The sequence below is a fragment of the Mycobacterium sp. AMU20-3851 genome (genome assembly GCF_043974665.1).
Taxonomy (GTDB): Bacteria; Actinomycetota; Actinomycetes; order Mycobacteriales; family Mycobacteriaceae; genus Mycobacterium.
Genome location: NZ_CP146371.1, coordinates 4,380,007 through 4,398,631, shown reverse-complemented (window position 1 = coordinate 4,398,631; position 18,625 = coordinate 4,380,007). Strand labels below are relative to the sequence as shown.

Below are 18,625 nucleotides of genomic sequence, written 5' to 3'. Positions count from 1 at the left end.
GTCACCACTGTGCGACGGCCGCCGCGACCTCGGTCATCAGCCGCTGTGCCGTCTCCCGTTCGGCGGTGAGGTCCTCGGCCGGGGCGCGACGAATCTCGATGTAGGACTTCAGTTTCGGTTCGGTGCCCGACGGGCGCACCACCACGCGTACCCCGTCCCCGCCGAACACCAGGGCATCCGTGCGCTGTGGTCCGCGCCGCTCTTGCAGGTCGTCGACGGACACCGGGATGCCGGCCAGCGCGGCAGGGGGGTCGGCGCGCAGCGCCGCCATGGCCGTCCCAGCGTCCTCGACGCGCCGCGATACCGCCGAGGTCAGGTGTACGCCGTGCCGGCGGGCCAGCTCATCGAGGGCGTCGGGCAGCGTGCGGCCCCGTGACCGGAGGGCCGCGACGAGGTCGCAGACCAGCACGGCCGCGCTGATGCCGTCCTTGTCGCGCACGGCGTCCGGGTCGACGCAGTGGCCGATGGCCTCCTCGTAGGCGTAGATCAGCGTCGCGCCCGGGGCGGTGGCGCGCGCCAGCCACTTGAACCCGGTGAGGGTCTCGGCGTGCGCCGCGCCGTGCCCGGCGGCGATGGCGGCGAGCATCCGGGAGGACACCACCGTGCTGGCCACCAGTGCGGCGGCCGGATCGGGGTGCGCCGACAGCAGGTGATCGCCGAGTAGCCAACCGGTTTCGTCGCCGGTCAGCATCCGCCAGCCGGTCGCGGCGGGGACGCCGACGGCGCAGCGGTCCGCGTCGGGGTCCAGGGCGATCGCCACGTCGGCATCCACCTCGGCGGCCAGCGCGAGCAGCAGATCGGTGGCGCCGGGTTCCTCGGGATTGGGGAAGGCGACGGTGGGGAAGTCGGGGTCGGGTGCGAACTGGGCGTCGACGACGTGGACGTCATCCACACCGGCGAGGGCCAGTGCGTCCAGGGCGAATTCGCCGCCGACGCCGTGCATTGGGGTGAGGGCCACCCGCACCGAACCGACGGTGCGGCGGACGGTGGCGGCGCGCTCCAGGTAGGCGGCCACGATGTCGGCGCCCGACGGTTCGACGGCGGCGCGGGAGATTTCGTCGGCGTGCGGGGCCCGGGTGATCGCGGACTCGATGTCGCGGTCGGTGGGGGAGATGATCTGCAGGCCACCGTCGACGAACACCTTGTAGCCGTTGTCGCGGGGCGGGTTGTGCGATGCGGTGATCTGCACACCGGCGGCCGCGCCGAGTCGGCGCACCGCGAACGCGACCACCGGGGTCGGGGCGGCGGCGTAGAGGAAGGTCACCGAGAAGCCCTCGGCGGCAAGTACTTCCGCGGCCGCCCGGGCGAACTCCTCGGATCCGTGTCGAGCGTCGCGTCCGACCACCACCGCTGAGCCGCCCAGGCAACGGCCCTTGAGCACCTGTGCCAGCGCCCACGTCGCGCGCAGCACCACCGCGAGGTTCATGCCGTCCGGTCCGCCGTGCAGCGGTCCGCGCAGACCGGCGGTGCCGAAGGTCAGCGGGTGCGCGAAGCGCCGGGCGATCTCGTCGGCGTCGCAGGCGGCCAGTTCGGCGGCGGTGGCCGGGTCGGGGTCGTGTTCGATCCAGTCCTGCACCTCGGTCATGGGCTGATTGTGCCCGCTGCCGGGGTGTCGGCGTCGGCCAGCTTGCGCAGTATCGGGGCGACCAGCAGGAGCAGTCCGAACTCCAGTTCGGTGAGGTGTTCGCGCATCGAGTCGTCCAGCCAGGCGTCCCGCTCGGCGCGGTCGGCGGCCAGCAGCGTGCGGCCGCCGTCGGTGAGTTCGACGAGTTGGCGGCGGCGGTCGGTGTCGTCGGGCCGCCTCGAGGCCAGGCCGGCGGCGACGAGGCCGTTGATGCTGTCGGTCAGCGACTGCACGCGCACATGCATGCGCGCGGCCAGCTCGGCCGGGGTGGCGGCGCCGGTGCGGGTGACCTCGGCGAGCACCTGCATCTGGCTCAGGGTCAGCCCGTGGTCGGGGCGGTGGCGGCGCAACTGGCGGGCCACGGCCATCACCGATTCCCGCAACTCGGTCGCCGCGGAGGTGTCCTGCTTCGTCATATACCAAGTTATACCTTGGCAATTATCGGTGATAGTCCTGTTTGATCGGAAAGAAAAGTAAGGGCATACTTGCAAATGAAGGAGGGGTGCCTGTGGGGATGTGGCGTGCAACGGCCAAGTGGATCCTGCTGGCGGTGGTCAGCGTGGCGGTCACCATCCCGCTGAACCTGGTCGGCGTCCCGTCCGCCGGACTGTTCGCCGCCCTGGTGGTCGGCATCGCGCTGGCGTTGGCGAACCTGGCTCCGAAGGCGGTGCCCCGCAGGATCGGCGTCGCCGCGCAGGGTGTGCTCGGTGTCTATATCGGCACCATGGTGTCCCGTGACGCGCTGGGTGCGCTCGGACCGCACTGGGTGGTGGTGCTGGCGGTGGCGGTCGCCACCCTGCTCATCAGCGTGGCCGCCGGTGCCCTGCTCGGACTGCGCCGCGACGTGAGCCCGCTGACCGGGTCGCTGGCCATGGTGGCCGGCGGGGCCTCCGGCCTGGTGGCCATCGCGCGGGAACTCGGCGCCGACGACCGGGTGGTCGCCGTCGTGCAGTACCTGCGGGTCGCGCTGGTGACCGCTTCGATGCCGATCGTGGTCACCCTGATCTACCGCGCCGAGCGCACCCATCTCGCCACCAGTGTCGACCAAGCATCCTCGGCCCCTTGGTATCTCGGTCTGCTGGTGCTCGCGGTCCTGGTGCTCGCCGGCGCCACGGTGGGCCGGTGGATCCGGCTCCCCGGCGCGGGTCTGCTCGGTCCGCTGGCGCTGACGGTCGTACTGCAACTCAGCCCCGTCCCGTTCGATCTGAGCGTGCCGGCCGTGCTGGTGGAGGTCGGTTATCTGATCATCGGGTGGCAGGCGGGCGTGGCCTTCACCCGCGAGTCGCTGCGCGCGGTCGGTCGCACGCTGCCCGCCGCGCTGGCCCTGATCGTGGCGCTGACCGTCGCCACCGCGGGTCTGGGCGTGGTGCTGGCCCGCGTCGCCGGGTTGACCCCACTGGAGGGGTATCTGGCCACCAGCCCCGGCGGGGTGTACGCGGTACTGGCCACCGCCGTCGAGACGGGGTCCAACGTCACCTTCGTGATCGCCGCGCAGGTGGTGCGTATCCTGCTGATGCTGTTCGCCGCGCCGTTGCTGGCCAAGGTGATCATGCGGTTGAGCGACCGTTTCCGCCGGTCCGCCACCTCGACGCCCGAGACATCCCGGGCGGCCCCGAGCGTGCGCTGAGTTCGTTACAGCCGGGCGATGACCCCGGCCAGCAGCGCGCCCATCCGTGCCGCCGACCGGCGCCCGGCCTCCAGTACCTCTTCGTGGCTGAGCGGTTCACCGGTCATCCCGGCGGCCAGGTTCGTCACCAGCGACACCCCCAGCACCTGCGCCCCGGCGGCGCGCGCGGCGATCGTCTCGTGCACCGTCGACATGCCCACCAGGTCCGCGCCCAGGGTGCGCAACATCCGGATCTCGGCCGGTGTCTCGTAGTGCGGGCCGGGCAGCCCGGCGTACACACCCTCGGCCAGGGTGGGGTCGATCTCCCGGGCGACGGCGCGCAACCGGGGAGCGTAGGCGTCCACCAGATCGACGAACTGGGCCCCGACCAGCGGCGAACGGGCGGTCAGATTCAGGTGATCGCTGATCAGCACCGGTTGGCCGACGGTGTACTCCGAACGCAGTCCGCCCGCGGCATTGGTCAGGATCACCGTCGACGCCCCGGCCGCGCAGGCGGTCCGAACCGGGTGCACGACATGGCGCAGATCGTGGCCCTCATAGGCGTGGATGCGTCCGACCAGCACCAGCACCCGGTGTGAGCCGATGCGGATCGAATGCACCTGACCACCGTGACCGGCGGCGGTGGGCGGGCTGAATCCGGGCAGGTCGGCCATCGGCAGCGACGCCGACGGCTCGCCGAGCGCGGTCAGCGCCGGCGCCCATCCCGAGCCGAGCACCACGGCGACGTCGTGGGTGGGCACCCCGGTGTGCTCGCGGATCGCGGTGGCGGCGTCATTGGCGGCCGACTGGGGTTCTGACACGAGTGAGATACTGCCAGTATGTCCACCGTCACCGCGTCGTCGTGCGTCGAGGACGCGGTGAACCGCCGCAGCGCCGATCTCATCGCCCTGTCGCACGACATCCATGCCGAACCGGAGTTGTCCTTCGCCGAGCACCGCAGCTGCGCCAAGACCCAGACGCTGGTCGCCGAACGGGGTTTCGCGATGACCGCGGCGCCCGGCGGCCTGGACACCGCGTTCCGTGCCGAGTTCGGCAGCGGCTCGCTGGTGATCGGCGTCTGCGCCGAGTACGACGCACTGCCGGGCATCGGGCACGCGTGCGGGCACAACATCATCGCGGCCTCCGCGGTGGGCACCGCGCTGGCGTTGGCCGAGGTGGCCGACGAACTCGATCTGACGGTCGTGCTCCTGGGCACCCCGGCCGAGGAGGCCGGCGGCGGAAAGGTGTTGCTGCTCAACGCCGGAGTCTTCGATGACATCGCCGCGTCGGTGATGCTGCACCCGGGCCCCGCCGATATCGCCGCGGCCCGGTCGCTGGCGCTCACCGAGGTTGCGGTCACCTACACCGGCCGCGAATCGCACGCCGCCGTCGCGCCCCATCTCGGCGTCAACGCCGCCGACGCGGTCACCGTCGCCCAGGTGGCGATCGGGTTGCTGCGCCAGCAACTCGCGCCCGGACAGATGGTGCACGGCATCGTCACCCATGGCGGCGAGGCGACCAACGTCATCCCGGCGCACGCCGAACTGCGCTACAGCATGCGCGCCACCGACATGGCCTCGTTGCAGGCACTGGAGGCCAGGATGGCGGGCTGCTTCTCCGCGGGAGCAGTGGCCACCGGCAGTGCACACGAGGTCGCAGAGACCGCGCCGGCGTACGACGCGCTGGCGCCGGATCCGTTCCTGGCCGAGGTATTTCGTGCCGAGATGATCCGCAACGGCCGGCACCCGCTGCCGGCGGAATTGGAGGCGGCGTTGCCACTGGGCAGCACCGACATGGGCAATGTCACCCAACGGCTGCCGGGCATCCACCCGGTCGTCGGCATCGATGCGGGGGGAGCCTCGCTGCATCAGCAGGAGTTCACCGCGGCGGCCGCCGGCCCCAGCGCGGACAAGGCCGTCGTCGACGGATCGATCATGCTGGCGCGCACCGTGGTGGCCTTGGCGCAGAACGCAAGCGAACGTGACCGGGTGCTGGCAGCGCAGGCCCGCAGGAGGGCATCATGACGCTGGCTGAGCACACCGACGCCTGGTTGGCCGCCCACCACGACGAGCTGGTGTCCTGGCGCCGGCACATCCATGCCCACCCCGAGTTGGGCCGTCAGGAGTTCGCCACCACCGAGTTCGTCGCGTCCCGGTTGGCCGACGCCGGCCTCAATCCCAAGGTGCTGCCCGGCGGGACCGGTCTGACCTGTGACTTCGGGCCCGAGGATCGACCGCGTATCGCGCTGCGTGCCGATATGGACGCACTGCCGATGGCCGAGCGCACGGGCCTGCCGTTCTCCTCGACGGTGCCCGGTGTGGCGCACGCCTGCGGTCATGACGCACACACCAGCGTGCTGCTCGGCGCGGGCCTGGCCCTGGCGACGGCGCCGGAACTGCCCGTCGGGGTGCGGCTGCTGTTCCAGCCCGCCGAGGAGTTGATGCCCGGCGGCGCGATCGACGCGGTGGCCGCCGGCGCGGTGTCCGGGGTGGCGCGGATCTTCGCGCTGCACTGCGACCCGCGCCTGGAGGTCGGCAAGGTGGCGGTGCGGCTGGGCCCGATCACCTCGGCGGCCGACTCGATCGAGATCACCCTGCACTCACCGGGCGGGCACACATCGCGCCCGCATCTGACCGGCGATCTGGTGTACGCGCTGGGCACCCTGATCACCGGGGTGCCCGGGGTGTTGTCGCGGCGCGTCGATCCGCGCAAGAGCACGGTGATGGTGTGGGGCGCGGTCAACGCCGGCGTGGCGGCCAACGCCATTCCGCAGACCGGCACCCTGGGCGGGACCATCCGGACGTCCAGCCGCGAAACCTGGCTGACCCTGGAATCGCTTGTGCACGAGATTGTTTCGTCACTGCTGGCACCGTTGGCGGTGGAGTACAGCGTGAACTACCGCCGCGGGGTGCCGCCGGTGGTCAACGAGGAACTGTCCACCCGCATCCTCACCCACGCGATCGAGGCGCTGGGGCCGACCGCGCTGGCCGACACCCATCAGTCCGGTGGCGGTGAGGACTTCTCCTGGTACCTGGAGGAGGTGCCCGGGGCGATGGCGCGCCTCGGCGTGTGGTCGGGCCAGGGGTCGCAGCTGGACCTGCACCAACCCACGTTCGACCTGGACGAGCGCGCGCTGGCCGTCGGGGTGCGCACCATGGTGAACCTGGTGGAGCACTCCGCGCGGGTGTAGGCGCCGGGTGTGGGACCGCGGTCTAGGTGCCCGGGCCCACGTTGCGGGCCGGACGGGTCCGGATGTCGTGCACGTAGTCCGCCGGTGCGCCGGCGATCTCCGCGGCGTCGGCCATCACGCCGAGATAGCGCGCCGACGGCAGTCCGCCCTCCCAGGCGTCGACGACGTACAGCCACGCCAGCACCGGGTCGGTGGTGGTGTCGGAGGTGAGCCGGTCCACCCGGCAGCGGATCTTTTTGTGGAAGCCGAGTTCGGAGCCCTCCCAGCGATCGAGGTTCTCCTCGTCCTCGCGGGTCACGTCGTAGAGCACGACGAACACCCGCGACAGCGGATCCTCGACCAGGGTCGCCAGCGCGCCCTCCCAGCTGAGGTCCTCGCCTCCGAAGGTCAGCCGCCAGCCGTAGAGCCACCCGGTGCCCGCCATCGGGGAATGGGGGGCGCGCTGCAGCATCTGTTCCGGATGCATGTTCGACCCGTAAGCGGCGTAGAGCGGCACGCGCCCAACCTTAAGCGGTGCGGTGCGCGGGAGCGTAGCGACCCGGGAGATAGATGGGTGGCCTTGGGCACAGCGCCGCGGGTTCGACCCAGCTGGGCATGAGGACAGTGACCCACTACGTTCTAGGACGTGCCCACCCGCATCGTGATCATCGGCGGCGGTCCCGCCGGATATGAGGCAGCCCTGGTTGCCGCGGCCCGCGGACCGGAGACCGCGCAGGTGACCGTCATCGACTCCGACGGGATCGGCGGTGCCTGCGTGCTGTTCGACTGCGTTCCGTCCAAGACGTTCATCGCCTCGACCGGGGTGCGCACCGAGCTGCGTCGCGCCAACGGCCTGGGCTTCGACATCGCCATCGAGGACGCCAAGATCTCGCTCGGGCAGATCCACAACCGCGTCAAGACCCTGGCCCGGTCGCAATCCGCCGACATCGGCGCCCACCTGCTGCGGGAGGGCGTCAACGTGGTGCAGGGCCGCGGCGAACTGGTCGACGACGTTCCCGGCATGGCCCATCACCGGGTGAAGGTGACCACCTCGGCCGGCAAGGTCGGGGTGGTCAAGGCCGACGTGGTGCTCATCGCGACCGGCGCCACCCCGCGGGTGCTGCCCAACGCGCGTCCCGACGGTGAACGCATCCTCAACTGGCGCCAGCTCTATGACCTCACCGAGCTGCCCGAGCACCTGGTGATCGTCGGTTCCGGCGTCACCGGCGCCGAGTTCTGCAGCGCCTACACCGAGCTCGGCGTCAAGGTGACGGTGGTGGCCAGCCGGGACCAGATCCTGCCGCACGAGGACTCCGACGCGGCCGCGGTGCTGGAGGAGGCGTTCGCCGAACGCGGCGTGCAGCTGGTCAAGAACGCCCGCGCCGATTCGGTGACCCGGACCGACACCGGTGTGCAGGTGGCGATGGCCGACGGGCGCACCGTGGAGGGCAGTCACGCCCTGATGACCGTCGGGTCGGTGCCCAACACCAGCGGTCTGGGCTTGGAGCGGGTCGGCATCGAGCTGGGCCCGGGTAACTATCTGAACGTCGACCGGGTCTCGCGGACCTCCGCGCCGGGCATCTACGCCGCCGGGGACTGCACCGGCCTGCTGCCGTTGGCCTCGGTGGCCGCCATGCAGGGCCGCATCGCCATGTATCACGCCCTGGGCGAGGGCGTCTCGCCGATCCGGTTGCGCACGGTGGCCGCGGCGGTGTTCACCCGCCCGGAGATCGCCGCGGTCGGCGTCCCGCAGACCAAGATCGACAGCGGCGAGGTGCCCGCCCGCACCCTGATGCTGCCGCTGACCACCAATGCCAGGGCCAAGATGTCGCTGCTGCGACGCGGCTTCATCAAGATCTTCTGCCGCCCGGCCACCGGCGTGGTCATCGGCGGTGTGGTGGTCGCGCCGATCGCCTCCGAACTGATCCTGCCGATCGCGCTCGCCGTGCAGAACAACCTGACGGTGACCGATCTGGCGCAGACGCTGTCGGTCTATCCGTCCCTGTCGGGATCCATCGTCGAGGCCGCCCGGCGCCTGATGGCCCACGACGATCTCGACTGAGGGTCAGGTCCAGACCCTGACAGGCCACACCGGCGGGTCGTGCAACGTAGGCTCGAAGGCGTGACTGACCCGATTTCAGGTAATGGTCAAGCTCAGCTCGGTCCCGCCCAGCGCGCGGCAGCGTGGGAACGGCTCGGCAGCGAACAGTTCGATGTCGTGGTCATCGGCGGCGGCGTGGTCGGTGCCGGCGCGGCCCTGGACGCCGCGACCCGCGGCCTGAAGGTTGCGCTGGTGGAGGCGCGTGACTTCGCGTCCGGAACCTCCAGTCGCAGTTCGAAGATGTTCCACGGCGGCCTGCGCTACCTGGAGCAGCTGGAGTTCGGCCTGGTGCGCGAGGCCCTGCACGAGCGTGAGCTGTCGCTGACGACGCTGGCGCCGCACCTGGTCAAGCCGCTGCCGTTCCTGTTCCCGCTGACCAAGCGGCTGTGGGAACGTCCGTACATCGCCGCGGGAATCTTCCTCTATGACCAGCTCGGTGGCGCGAAATCGGTTCCGGCGCAGAAGCATCTGCTCAAGGCGGGTGCGCTGCGGCTGGCGCCGGGACTCAAGCGCAGTTCGCTGATCGGGGGCATCCGCTACTACGACACCGTCGTCGACGACGCCCGGCACACCATGACGGTGGCGCGCACGGCCGCCCACTACGGCGCCGTGGTGCGGACCTCCACCCAGGTGGTGGACCTGCTGCGGGAGGGGGACCGGGTCACCGGAGTGAAGGTCCGCGACTCGGAGAACGGCGCGGTGACCGAGGTGCACGGGCATGTGGTGGTGAACGCCACGGGCGTGTGGACCGACGAGATCCAGGCACTGTCCAAGGAGCGCGGCCGTTTCCGGGTGCGCGCGTCCAAGGGTGTGCACATCGTGGTGCCGCGGGACCGGGTGGTCAGCGAGGTGGCGATCATCCTGCGCACCGAGAAGTCGGTGCTGTTCGTGATCCCGTGGGGCACGCACTGGATCATCGGCACCACCGACACCGACTGGAATCTGGACCTGGCGCACCCGGCCGCGACCAAGGCCGACATCGACTACATCCTCTCCCATGTCAACACGGTGCTGGCCACTCCGCTGACCCACGATGACATCGACGGGGTGTACGCGGGGCTGCGCCCGCTGCTGGCCGGGGAGAGCGAATCCACCTCGAAGCTCTCTCGTGAGCACGCCGTCGCGGTGCCTTCGCCGGGTCTGGTCGCCATCGCGGGCGGCAAGTACACCACCTACCGGGTGATGGGTGAGGACGCCATCGACGCGGCCGCCGAGTTCGTCCCGACCCGGGTGGCACCGTCGATCACCGAGAAGGTGCCGCTGGTGGGCGCCGACGGGTACTTCGCGCTGGTGAACCAGACCGAGCATGTCGGCGCGTATTACGGTCTGCACCCCTACCGGGTGCGTCACCTGCTGGACCGCTACGGCTCGCTGATCGGCGAGGTCCTGGCGATGGCCGACGGGAAACCCGAACTGCTGGAACCGATCACCGGTGCTCCGGTGTACCTGAAGGTGGAGGCCGTCTACGCGGTGGCCGCCGAGGGGGCGCTGCATCTGGAGGACGTTCTGGCCCGCCGGATGCGCATCTCGATCGAGTACCCGCACCGTGGTGTCGATTGCGCCCGCGAGGTGGCCGAAACCGTAGCCCCCGTGCTGGGGTGGAGCGCCGAGGATGTCGAGCGCGAGGTGGTGACCTACCTGGCCCGGGTGGAGGCCGAGGTGCTCTCGCAGACCCAGCCCGACGACGAGTCCGCGGATGCGTTGCGGGCGGCGGCACCGGAGGCGCGTGCGGAGATCCTGGAACCGGTCCCGCTGAATTGAGGCGACCCAGGCGCGCGCCGCTACCCGACCGGGACGGGATCGGCCCGGCGCGAGTGCGTCTCCGCGGCGGCGCGGTGCTCGTCGAGTTGGCGGACCGGTTCGGCGAGGCCGCCGCGCAGAAGGTGCTCGACGGGGAGGTCGTCACCGCCGACGGCACCGTCGTCACCGCCGCGACTGTGCTGCAGCCGAATTCGCATGTCTACCTCTACCGCGATCTGCCCGACGAGGTACCGGTCCCGTTCGACGTGCCGATCCTGTTCCGCGACGACGACATCGTCGTCGTCGACAAACCGCACTTCCTGGCCACCATGCCACGCGGTGGCCATGTCGCACAGACCGCCCTGGTGCGACTGCGCCGCGAGCTCGACCTGCCCGAACTGAGCCCCGCACACCGGCTGGACCGGCTGACCGCCGGGGTGCTGCTGTTCACCAGCCGCCGGCAAGCGCGGGGCGCCTATCAGACGATGTTCGCCGGCGGCCGGGTGCGCAAGACGTACCTGGCGCGCGCCACCGGCACGCCCACCATCGAGCTGCCCGCGGTGCTGCGCAGCCGGATCATCAAGGAACGCAGCCGGTTACAGGCATTCGAGGAGCCCGGCGAGCCGAACGCCGAAACGTACGTCGAACCGCTCGGAGCGGGGCGGTACCGGTTGACCCCACGCACCGGCCGCACCCACCAGCTGCGGGTGCACATGTGCTCGATCGGGGTGCCGATCGAGCACGATCCGCTGTACCCGGAGGTGCGCGAGGTGGCCGCCGACGATTTCAGTGCGCCGCTGCAATTGCTGGCTCACACACTGGAGTTCGACGATCCGATCACCGGTGCGCCACGCCGGTTCGTCAGCGACCGGTCGCTGACGGGGTGAGGATCAGCCGCCGATGAGCGTGAACTGCGCGATGTCGCCGTACTGAACCAGGGTGTGCGTTGTGGCCAGCGGGTTATGGTCGAAGACGTACTCGACGTAGAGTTTGTCGATCTTGGCGGCCAGGTCGGCGGGGATGTGGTTGATCACCGCCGATTCCAGGCCTTCGATGTCGATCTTGAGGATGTCGATGTGGCCGTGCTTGTCCACGACGTCACGCAGAACCCGCTGCGAATCCACGCTTTTCACGGTCAGCGAGTTGCCGAACGCGGCATCGACGCCACCGTAACGGCCGGTTTCCTCCCAGCCGAACTCGACCTCGCCCTCGGCGGTGCTGACGGCGACCTCCTGCAAGGCGTAACGGCCCTCGAACGGGCGCAGGTTGTCCTGCAGCCGAGCGATGTTGCGGGGCAGCGGCTCGAACAGATACACGAACGCATCGGGATTGCGGGACAGGAAGTAGGCCGCCGAGATGCCGATGTTGGACCCGAAATCCACGATCACCCGGTCGGCGGGGCCGGCCTGGTAGTCGGAGCGGCAGAAGATCTCGTTGACCGTCAGCAGGTCATGCGCGGTGTACAGCTGCAGCGACACCCAGCCCAGCGGGGTGCGCAGGCGCACGGTGGTGGGGTAGTCGCCGGAGCCGCTGAGATAGCGCCGGAAGATGTCGACCGGATGCTCGTAGACCTTGATCATGTTGCGTGCCGCCACGTAGTGGCGACGTTGCAGCACTGAGCCGGCGATCTTGCCGATACTGCGGCCAGCGACCTGCATTGCACCTCCATCGTGGGCATTCATCCGGCGGCAAGTATGCCGGATTTGTGGGTGGAGGTGTTCACAAGGCCCGATTTGCCCGGTATCGACGGGACGCGACCGCCGCCCGACTCGGGTTTGTCCGATGAAACCGGCACCTTTTCTGGTCTACTGACCGGCGTGGATCGCACCGGGTTTGACCGACTGTTCGACATGGCCGATCGCACGGTGATCGTGACCGGCGGGACGCGGGGCATCGGCCTCGCACTGGCCGAGGGTTTCGTGCTGGCCGGCGCGCGAGTGGTGGTGGCCAGCCGTAAGCCCGACGCCTGTGCCGCGGCGGCGCAGCATCTGCGAGCCCTCGGCGGGCAGGCCCTGGGTGTGCCGACCCATGTGGGTGATCCCGACGATCTGGGCGCGCTGGTGTCGGCCACGGTCGAGGAGTTCGGCGGTATCGACGTGGTGGTCAACAACGCCGCCAACGCACTGGCCCAGCCGCTCGGGCAGATGACTCCGGAAGCCTGGACGAAGTCGTACGCGGTCAACCTGCAGGGGCCGGTGTTCCTCGTGCAGCACGCACTGCCGTATCTGAAGCAGAGTTCCTCGGCGGCGGTGCTGAACATGGTGTCCGTCGGCGCCTTCAACTTTGCGCCGTCGCTGGCCATCTACGCCTCCGGAAAGGCGGCTCTGATGTCGGTGACGCGCTCGATGGCGGCCGAACTCGCGCCGTCCGGTGTGCGGGTCAACGCGATCGCTCCCGGACCGGTGGACACCGACATGATGCGCAACAACCCGGCGCAGGCCATCGAAGCGATGACCGCCGGCACGTTGATGAAACGGCTCGCGTCTCCCGATGAGATGGTCGGGGCGGCCCTGCTGCTGTGCTCGGATGCGGGCAGCTACATGACCGGGCAGGTCGTCATCGTCGACGGCGGCGGTACCCCGCGCTGAGCGGTGTGATCGCGCGCTAGCTGTATTCGGCCATCAGGTTGGTCGCAGTCGGCTGATGGGTGGTAGTCCGTCGAGTGCGCTGTGGCGGCGTTGAGTGTTGTAGAACTCGACCCAGGGTGCAAGGGCTTGGGCGCGGTCGGCGTTGGAGGCGAACACTCGCCGGTAAGACCATTCGCTTTGCAGGGTGCGGTTATAGCGTTCTACCTTGCCGTTCTGCCATGGGCAATGCGGCTTGATGAACAGGTGTTTGGCGTGAAGTTGGCGCAGGACTGCGGCGACGTCGGTGGAGCGCCGGTAACTCCAGTGGTTGTCGGTGATGACGCCTTCGATGGCCGTAATGCCGTGGGATTGAAAGTAAATAGCCGCCCTGGCGATGAAAGCAGCGCACGTCGCTCCTTTCTCGTCGGCATGAATTTCTGAGTAGGCCAGCCGGCTGTGGTCATCGACCATCGAGTGCACGTAGTCATAGCCGATCCCGCGGCCGCGGACCTTCTCGCTGCGGCCATGCGCACGCCACCCGCCACCGTCCGGGATGCGTCCGAGCTTCTTGACATCGACATGCACCAATTCGCCAGGGCGGTCTCGCTCATAGCGTCGGGTGGTGGCTTTGGATGCTTTGATCACCGCGCCGGTCATCGGATCGCAGTCCCGCAGATAGGGGACACCGCGGCGACGCAGAATCCGAGCCACCGTGCGGGCCGGGATTCCGAGCTCAGGGCCCAGACAGTCCTGGCCGCGGCGGTGTTTACGCCGCGCGGCGACTACTTGGCGTTCCACGCGTGCTGGGGTCTTGGTTGGGCTGTGGTGCGGTCGTGAGGACCGGTCATGAAGTCCGGCTTCGCCTTCAGCGGCGAAACGGCTGATCCAGGTGTGTACGCATTTGCGGGAGATGCCCATCGCGTCGGCGATATGGGCCTGTTTCCAGCCCTGCTGGTGGCGTTGCACGATCAGCAATCGGCCATGCAGGGTGGTGCGGGCATTACGGTGGGACACGAGAACCTCCGGGTTGGTGATGGGCCTTCGACAAGCCACACCTCACCCGGAGGTTCTCCTCACATCAAGCCAACACGCCCGCTACCAACGTCATGGCTGAATACAGCTAGCTCTTCTTGCGCTGCCCGAAAGCTTCGGCGAACGCCCGCATCTCGCCGCTGCTGCCGGCCAGGATCTGGCTGCGGTTCTCGACGTGCAGGGCGTTCTCCAGGCTGCCCGCGTCGAGATTGGCCCACAACACCTGCTTGGTGGATTCGAGGCCGAATTTCCCGTAACCGCACAAGGTGTCGGCGATCGCGAGAGCATCCTCCAGCGCGGCACCGTCCTCGGCGATGCGGGTGACCATGCCGAGGCGCAACGCCTCGTCGGCCTCCACCGTGCGGGCCGTGAGGATCAGGTCGAACGCCGGTCCCGCCCCGATGATGCGGGGCAGGGTGTAGCTGACCCCGATGTCGCAGCCGCCGATGCCGAGCTTGATGAACTGCGTGCAGAAACGTGCCGTCCGGGCGGCGACCCGGATATCGCTGGCCATGGCTAGCGCGAAACCGCCGCCGTAGGCGGGGCCGTTCACCGCGGCGATCACCGGTTGCCGCAGCCGGTGCAGTTTCACGGTCAGCTCGGCGATGCGTTCCTGGTAGCGCATCCCGGCGCGCGGGGTGTCCAGCCCGGCCGACACCGCCGGCCGGTCCGGATCGGTGAGGTCCAGGCCCGCGCAGAAGCCGCGGCCCGCGCCGGTGAGCACCACCACCCGGCAGTCGTTGTCGGACTTGAGGCCGTCCAGGGTGTGGTGCAGGTCCTCGACCAGCTGCGCGGACAGCGCGTTGAGCTTTTCGGGCCGGTTGAGGGTGATGACGGCGATCTCGGGCCGGGGGCGGGTCAGCTCCAGGTGCGGCGACTCCATATCAGGCATGGCGACACCCTATGCGGTATCGCTGCGCCATCCGCGGACGCCGATGGTGATCATCGACATCTGTTTGATCGCAGTCTGCTTGATCGCATCCAGCGCGGCCGCGTCGGTGGCGTCCTCGGCCAACTCTGCGATCGAGATCATCGCATTGACGAACAGGTTGGCCAGCACGTTGAGGTCTTCGCTGCTCCAGTTCTGCAGGCCCGGAAACCGGGCCAGATCGATGGCCAATTCCGATGTGATCAGCCGGATCTCGGTGCGGATGGCGTACCGCAGCACCGTCGCGCCACTGGCGCGTTCCCGGGTGATGAAGCGCCAGTGCTCGCGGCGCTCGCTGATGCTGGCGATCAGGATCTCCGCGGAGGAGTCGATGACATGGTTCGGGTCCAGTTTGCCGGCGCGGGCGCCACGGAGCATGTCGCGCAGCGACCGGAAGGACTCGTCGATGAGGACCAGCCCCAGCGCTTCCATCGACTCGAAATGCCGGTAGAAGGCGGCCGGCACGATTCCCGCCTCGCGGGTGACCTCCCGCAGGCTCAGGCCGGTGAAGTTTCCCTGTTCCAGCAGATGCAGCGCGGCGGCCACGATGGCGCGACGGGTGACTTCCTTGCGCTCGTCGCGGGACAGCGTGTCGCGCTCGCGGCGCTTCCCGCGGGCTGCGCGCGGGCTGGGCGGACGACTGGACACGAATGCAGTTTACGACTGTTCACTCACGCGTCGGTGCGGGTGCCCGATCCGCGTGTGGCCGGGTCGGGCCAGCCTCGATCCGAGAACAATCCACTGTAATTTGGGCGAACATTTGTTCACGGTGTGAGTCGCAACACAAGCTGGTCAGATTGGTTGACGGAACCGGCGGTACTGACTGATGGTGTACATATGTTCACTGAAACATTGACGCAGCGGGTGTCCCGGTCCTCGCTGCTGAAGCTGCTGACCGGGCCGCATGGCATCGACCGCTACACCGAGCTCGTCGACCCGACCTGGACGCAGGGCCAGGCCCGCGCCCGCATCGTCGCGGTGCGGCGCCAGACACCACGCAGCGTCACGCTGACCCTGCAACCCAACCGTGCCTTCGCCGGCTTTCGGGCCGGCCAACACATCAACGTGAGCGTCGAGATCGACGGACGCCGCCGCACCCGCTGCTATTCACCGGCCAACGCCGAGGGCAGCGCATGTTTGGAGATCACCGTGGGGCGTCACGACGGCGGCCTGGTGTCGACCTACCTGTGCGACGAAGCCCGGCCCGGCATGATCGTCGGTCTGGACTCGGTCGCCGGTGATTTCGTGCTGCCCGATACGCGCCCGTCGCGCATCCTGTTCGTCTCCGGCGGCAGCGGCATCACCCCGGTGCTGGCCATGCTGCGTACCCTGCGCGCCGAGGGATTCACCGGCGAGATCGCCTTCGTGCACTACTCGCGATCGGCGGCGGAGGCCTGTTACCGCGCAGAACTCGACGCGATGCCCGGCGTTCGGGTGCTGCACGGATACACCCGCGATACCGCGGGAGCCGATCTGCACGGGCACTTCGGGCCTGACCATCTGGCCGCGGCCATGCCCGACCCGGAGGCGGTGTTCGTCTGCGGGCCGGCGGTGCTCATCGAATCCATGCGCGAGGTGTACCCCGACGCCCGGTCCGAGAGCTTTGTCCCGCCGGTGTTCGCGGTGCCCGTGGATTCCACCGGCGGCACCGTGACCTTCACCGCCAGCGGCGTCGAGGTCACCGACAGCGGCCAGACCCTGCTCGAGCAGGCCGAGGCCGCCGGGCTGAACCCGGAGAGCGGCTGCCGGATGGGCATCTGCTTCAGCTGCACCCGACCGAAAACCCGTGGTGTCGTGCGCAATCTGCTCAACGGCACGGTATCCACGGACGACTGCGAAGACGTCCGCATCTGCGTCAGCGCCCCGGTGGGCGACGTCGCCATAGACCTGTAGACCACCTGAAAAACCGAGAAACGAAAGGCAACGTCATGACGACCCTCGAATTGCCCCGTAGCTCTGCCACTTCCGAGCCCCGCAGCTCCGCCAAGTACACGCTGACCGCCGAACAGTTCGAGTCCTTCGGTGCAGAACTGGACGCCATCCGCGAACGCGCGCTGGCCGACCTCGGTGAGCGCGACGCCAACTACATCCGTCAGATCATCAAGTGGCAACGCGGACTTGAGGTCGGCGGCCGTGTCCTGCTCTTCCTGCCGCCGGCCTGGCCGATCGGCACGGTGCTGCTCGGACTGTCGAAGATCCTGGACAACATGGAGATCGGCCACAACGTCATGCACGGCCAGTACGACTGGATGGGCGACCCGGCGTTGCGCGGCCAGAACTTCGAGTGGGATTCGGCCTGCCCGTCCAACCAGTGGCGGCACTCGCACAACTACATGCACCACACCTACACCAACATCGTCGATCTCGACCGCGATATCGGCTACGGCATCCTGCGGATGAGCGAGGACCAGAAGTGGCACCCGTACTACCTCGGTAACCCGGTGTACGCGTTCCTGCTGATGGTGCTCTTCCAGTACGGCGTCGCGCTGCACGAACTGGAGACCGAGCGCATCCGATCCGGCGAGATCCGGCTCTCCGACAAGAAGGACATGCTCACCGAGATGTGGGCCAAGGTCAGGAAGCAGACCGTCAAGGACTACGTGGCCTTCCCGCTGCTGGCCGGACCGTTCGCGCCATTTGTGTTCGCCGGCAACATGACTGCCAACCTGATGCGCAACGTGTGGTCCTACTCCATCATCTTCTGCGGTCACTTCCCCGAGGGCACCCACGAGTTCACCGTCGAGGAGACCAAGGCCGAAACCCGCGGCCAGTGGTACTACCGGCAACTACTGGGATCGGCAAACCTCACCGGGCTGTTTCCCCGTCGCTCCGCTCGCCCCGAACAAGCAAAGTGGTTCCACATCTTCAGTGGCAACCTGTCCTTCCAGATCGAGCATCACCTGTTCCCGGACATCCCGGCGCACCGGTACGCCGAGATCTCCGCGGAAGTCAAGGAGATCTGCGGTCGCTACGGGCTGCCGTACAACAGTGGGCCGCTGCCCAAGCAGTTCTTCTCGGTGATCAAGAAGATCTGCCGGCTGGCCCTGCCGAACCGGGCGCCGGCGCCCCGGCGCGCGGAGGACGCGGCTCAGGTCGCCTGACAACTCGGGCACCAGTACCTGATCCGGTCGCCGCTGTCGTCGCGCTCGATGAGCGTGCCGCAGCGGCGACACGGCTCTCCGGCCCGGCCGTACACCCAGAACTGCTGCCCGCGCCGGGTATTGCCGGTGATGATGCGGCTGGCTCGGTTGCGGTTGAGCCACAACATGTCCCGTGCCCGCTGCACCATGCGCAACGGATCGGCCAGCGTGCCCACGGCCGCGTCGGGTGCCCTGCCCAGCACGAAGCACAGTTCGTTGGCGTAGACGTTGCCGACGCCGGCCATCACCCGCTGGTCCAGCAGCGCATCGGCCAGTTCCCGGTCCGGGTCGGCGATCAGGTTCGCCTTCGCGCGCTGCGGATCCCAGTCCGGACCCAGCAGATCGGGTCCCAGGTGCGCCACCGCGTCCTGATCGAGGCGACGTTCCAACACCTCCAGGATGCCCAGATCGATTCCGTACGCCACGCTGTCCGCGGTGCCCAACACGACCCGGATCCGGTGCGGCGCCCCCCGGAACGATCCGATCACCCAACTGCCGTCCATCTTGAGGTGGGAGTGGATGCTCGCCTCACCGACCCGGATGAACAGGTGCTTACCGCGGCTGAGCACTTCGTCGACGACCTGCCCGCGCAGGTCGACCGCGGCGTAGCGGGGGACCCGGATGTCGCAGCGGGTCAGAGTCTTCCCGGCCAGCGCCTCACGCAGTTTGGTGGCGGCGCGGAACACGGTGTCACCTTCGGGCATACCCCATTGAACAG

The 18,625-nt window shown here is 68.9% G+C and carries 18 protein-coding genes; 9 read left to right on the top strand and 9 right to left on the bottom strand.

The window, feature by feature from the left end; genetic code table 11:
* Position 1: 1 nt before the first annotated feature.
* A complete protein-coding gene (locus V4U86_RS21015) occupies positions 2-1,585 on the bottom strand; it encodes a phospho-sugar mutase (protein ID WP_395307851.1) in 1,584 nt (527 codons plus the stop codon).
* Entirely contained in the window at positions 1,582-2,040 is a 459-nt protein-coding gene (locus V4U86_RS21010) for a MarR family winged helix-turn-helix transcriptional regulator (RefSeq protein WP_395307850.1), read from the bottom strand. The genes V4U86_RS21015 and V4U86_RS21010 overlap by 4 nt, the downstream gene beginning before the upstream one ends.
* Positions 2,041-2,138: 98 nt before the next feature.
* Between V4U86_RS21010 and V4U86_RS21005 the strand changes: the two genes are divergently transcribed.
* Positions 2,139-3,251 (top strand): AbrB family transcriptional regulator, encoded by a 1,113-nt coding sequence (locus tag V4U86_RS21005; protein WP_395307849.1) that lies wholly within the window; start codon positions 2,139-2,141, stop codon positions 3,249-3,251.
* 5 nt (positions 3,252-3,256) lie between these two features.
* Here V4U86_RS21005 and V4U86_RS21000 read toward each other — a convergent pair whose 3' ends face one another.
* The gene (locus V4U86_RS21000) at positions 3,257-4,051 is read right to left on the bottom strand and encodes a purine-nucleoside phosphorylase (RefSeq protein WP_395307848.1); all 795 of its coding nucleotides are present in this window, start codon (positions 4,049-4,051) and stop codon (positions 3,257-3,259) included.
* An 18-nt stretch (positions 4,052-4,069) separates the two neighbouring features.
* On the opposite strand from V4U86_RS21000, the gene V4U86_RS20995 reads away from it, so the two are divergent.
* Together V4U86_RS20995 and V4U86_RS20990 are read left to right on the top strand one after the other, a co-directional pair.
* On the top strand, positions 4,070-5,254 hold the full coding sequence (locus V4U86_RS20995; RefSeq protein ID WP_395307847.1) for a M20 family metallopeptidase: 1,185 nt from the start codon (positions 4,070-4,072) through the stop codon (positions 5,252-5,254).
* Positions 5,251-6,420, top strand: a complete 1,170-nt coding sequence (locus V4U86_RS20990; RefSeq protein WP_395307846.1) for a M20 family metallopeptidase — start codon at positions 5,251-5,253, stop codon at positions 6,418-6,420. The genes V4U86_RS20995 and V4U86_RS20990 overlap by 4 nt, the downstream gene beginning before the upstream one ends.
* 22 nt (positions 6,421-6,442) lie before the next feature.
* Here V4U86_RS20990 and V4U86_RS20985 read toward each other — a convergent pair whose 3' ends face one another.
* Complete coding sequence (locus tag V4U86_RS20985) at positions 6,443-6,916, bottom strand: gamma-glutamylcyclotransferase (protein ID WP_395307845.1); 474 nt, start codon at positions 6,914-6,916, stop codon at positions 6,443-6,445.
* Between the two features lie 129 nt (positions 6,917-7,045).
* On the opposite strand from V4U86_RS20985, the gene V4U86_RS20980 reads away from it, so the two are divergent.
* The 3 genes from V4U86_RS20980 to V4U86_RS20970 are packed head-to-tail and all read left to right on the top strand — an operon-like array spanning position 7,046 to position 11,127.
* On the top strand, positions 7,046-8,461 hold the full coding sequence (locus tag V4U86_RS20980) for an NAD(P)H-quinone dehydrogenase (protein ID WP_395307844.1): 1,416 nt from the start codon (positions 7,046-7,048) through the stop codon (positions 8,459-8,461).
* 60 nt (positions 8,462-8,521) lie between these two features.
* Positions 8,522-10,261, top strand: a complete 1,740-nt coding sequence (locus V4U86_RS20975) for a glycerol-3-phosphate dehydrogenase/oxidase (protein ID WP_395307843.1) — start codon at positions 8,522-8,524, stop codon at positions 10,259-10,261.
* Entirely contained in the window at positions 10,258-11,127 is an 870-nt protein-coding gene (locus V4U86_RS20970; protein WP_395307842.1) for a pseudouridine synthase, read from the top strand. Before V4U86_RS20975 ends, V4U86_RS20970 begins: the two co-directional genes overlap by 4 nt.
* A gap of 3 nt (positions 11,128-11,130) precedes the next feature.
* Here V4U86_RS20970 and V4U86_RS20965 read toward each other — a convergent pair whose 3' ends face one another.
* Positions 11,131-11,898, bottom strand: a complete 768-nt coding sequence (locus V4U86_RS20965) for an FkbM family methyltransferase (protein ID WP_395307841.1) — start codon at positions 11,896-11,898, stop codon at positions 11,131-11,133.
* Between the two features lie 159 nt (positions 11,899-12,057).
* On the opposite strand from V4U86_RS20965, the gene V4U86_RS20960 reads away from it, so the two are divergent.
* Positions 12,058-12,828 (top strand): SDR family NAD(P)-dependent oxidoreductase, encoded by a 771-nt coding sequence (locus V4U86_RS20960; protein WP_395307840.1) that lies wholly within the window; start codon positions 12,058-12,060, stop codon positions 12,826-12,828.
* A 33-nt stretch (positions 12,829-12,861) separates the two neighbouring features.
* Here V4U86_RS20960 and V4U86_RS20955 read toward each other — a convergent pair whose 3' ends face one another.
* From V4U86_RS20955 to V4U86_RS20945, 3 genes are all read right to left on the bottom strand, one after another.
* Positions 12,862-13,821, bottom strand: a complete 960-nt coding sequence (locus V4U86_RS20955; protein ID WP_395307032.1) for an IS481 family transposase — start codon at positions 13,819-13,821, stop codon at positions 12,862-12,864.
* Between the two features lie 106 nt (positions 13,822-13,927).
* Entirely contained in the window at positions 13,928-14,731 is an 804-nt protein-coding gene (locus tag V4U86_RS20950; RefSeq protein ID WP_395307839.1) for an enoyl-CoA hydratase/isomerase family protein, read from the bottom strand.
* 9 nt (positions 14,732-14,740) lie between these two features.
* A complete protein-coding gene (locus tag V4U86_RS20945) occupies positions 14,741-15,415 on the bottom strand; it encodes a TetR family transcriptional regulator (RefSeq protein ID WP_395307838.1) in 675 nt (224 codons plus the stop codon).
* Between the two features lie 189 nt (positions 15,416-15,604).
* Here V4U86_RS20945 and V4U86_RS20940 point away from each other — a divergent pair, with 189 nt between their 5' ends.
* Both V4U86_RS20940 and V4U86_RS20935 read left to right on the top strand, forming a co-directional pair.
* Positions 15,605-16,660 (top strand): ferredoxin reductase, encoded by a 1,056-nt coding sequence (locus tag V4U86_RS20940; RefSeq protein WP_395307837.1) that lies wholly within the window; start codon positions 15,605-15,607, stop codon positions 16,658-16,660.
* Positions 16,661-16,695: 35 nt separating this feature from the next.
* Entirely contained in the window at positions 16,696-17,868 is a 1,173-nt protein-coding gene (locus V4U86_RS20935; RefSeq protein ID WP_395307836.1) for a fatty acid desaturase family protein, read from the top strand.
* Here V4U86_RS20935 and nei2 read toward each other — a convergent pair.
* On the bottom strand, positions 17,856-18,611 hold the full coding sequence (gene nei2 / locus V4U86_RS20930) for an endonuclease VIII Nei2 (protein WP_395307835.1): 756 nt from the start codon (positions 18,609-18,611) through the stop codon (positions 17,856-17,858). The two genes, V4U86_RS20935 and nei2, sit on opposite strands and share 13 nt — an antisense overlap.
* Positions 18,612-18,625: the final 14 nt, after the last annotated feature.

What these genes read in the sequence shown, in the direction of transcription:
- V4U86_RS21015 (WP_395307851.1), bottom strand. Translation starts at nt 1,585, where the DNA reads ATGACCGAGGTGCAGGACTGGATCGAACACGACCCCGACCCGGCCACC.
- V4U86_RS21010 (WP_395307850.1), bottom strand. Translation starts at nt 2,040, where the DNA reads ATGACGAAGCAGGACACCTCCGCGGCGACCGAGTTGCGGGAATCGGTG.
- V4U86_RS21005 (WP_395307849.1), top strand. Translation starts at nt 2,139, where the DNA reads ATGTGGCGTGCAACGGCCAAGTGGATCCTGCTGGCGGTGGTCAGCGTG.
- V4U86_RS20995 (WP_395307847.1), top strand. Translation starts at nt 4,070, where the DNA reads ATGTCCACCGTCACCGCGTCGTCGTGCGTCGAGGACGCGGTGAACCGC.
- V4U86_RS20990 (WP_395307846.1), top strand. Translation starts at nt 5,251, where the DNA reads ATGACGCTGGCTGAGCACACCGACGCCTGGTTGGCCGCCCACCACGAC.
- V4U86_RS20965 (WP_395307841.1), bottom strand. Translation starts at nt 11,898, where the DNA reads ATGCAGGTCGCTGGCCGCAGTATCGGCAAGATCGCCGGCTCAGTGCTG.
- V4U86_RS20950 (WP_395307839.1), bottom strand. Translation starts at nt 14,731, where the DNA reads ATGCCTGATATGGAGTCGCCGCACCTGGAGCTGACCCGCCCCCGGCCC.
- V4U86_RS20940 (WP_395307837.1), top strand. Translation starts at nt 15,605, where the DNA reads ATGTTCACTGAAACATTGACGCAGCGGGTGTCCCGGTCCTCGCTGCTG.
- V4U86_RS20935 (WP_395307836.1), top strand. Translation starts at nt 16,696, where the DNA reads ATGACGACCCTCGAATTGCCCCGTAGCTCTGCCACTTCCGAGCCCCGC.
- nei2 (WP_395307835.1), bottom strand. Translation starts at nt 18,611, where the DNA reads ATGCCCGAAGGTGACACCGTGTTCCGCGCCGCCACCAAACTGCGTGAG.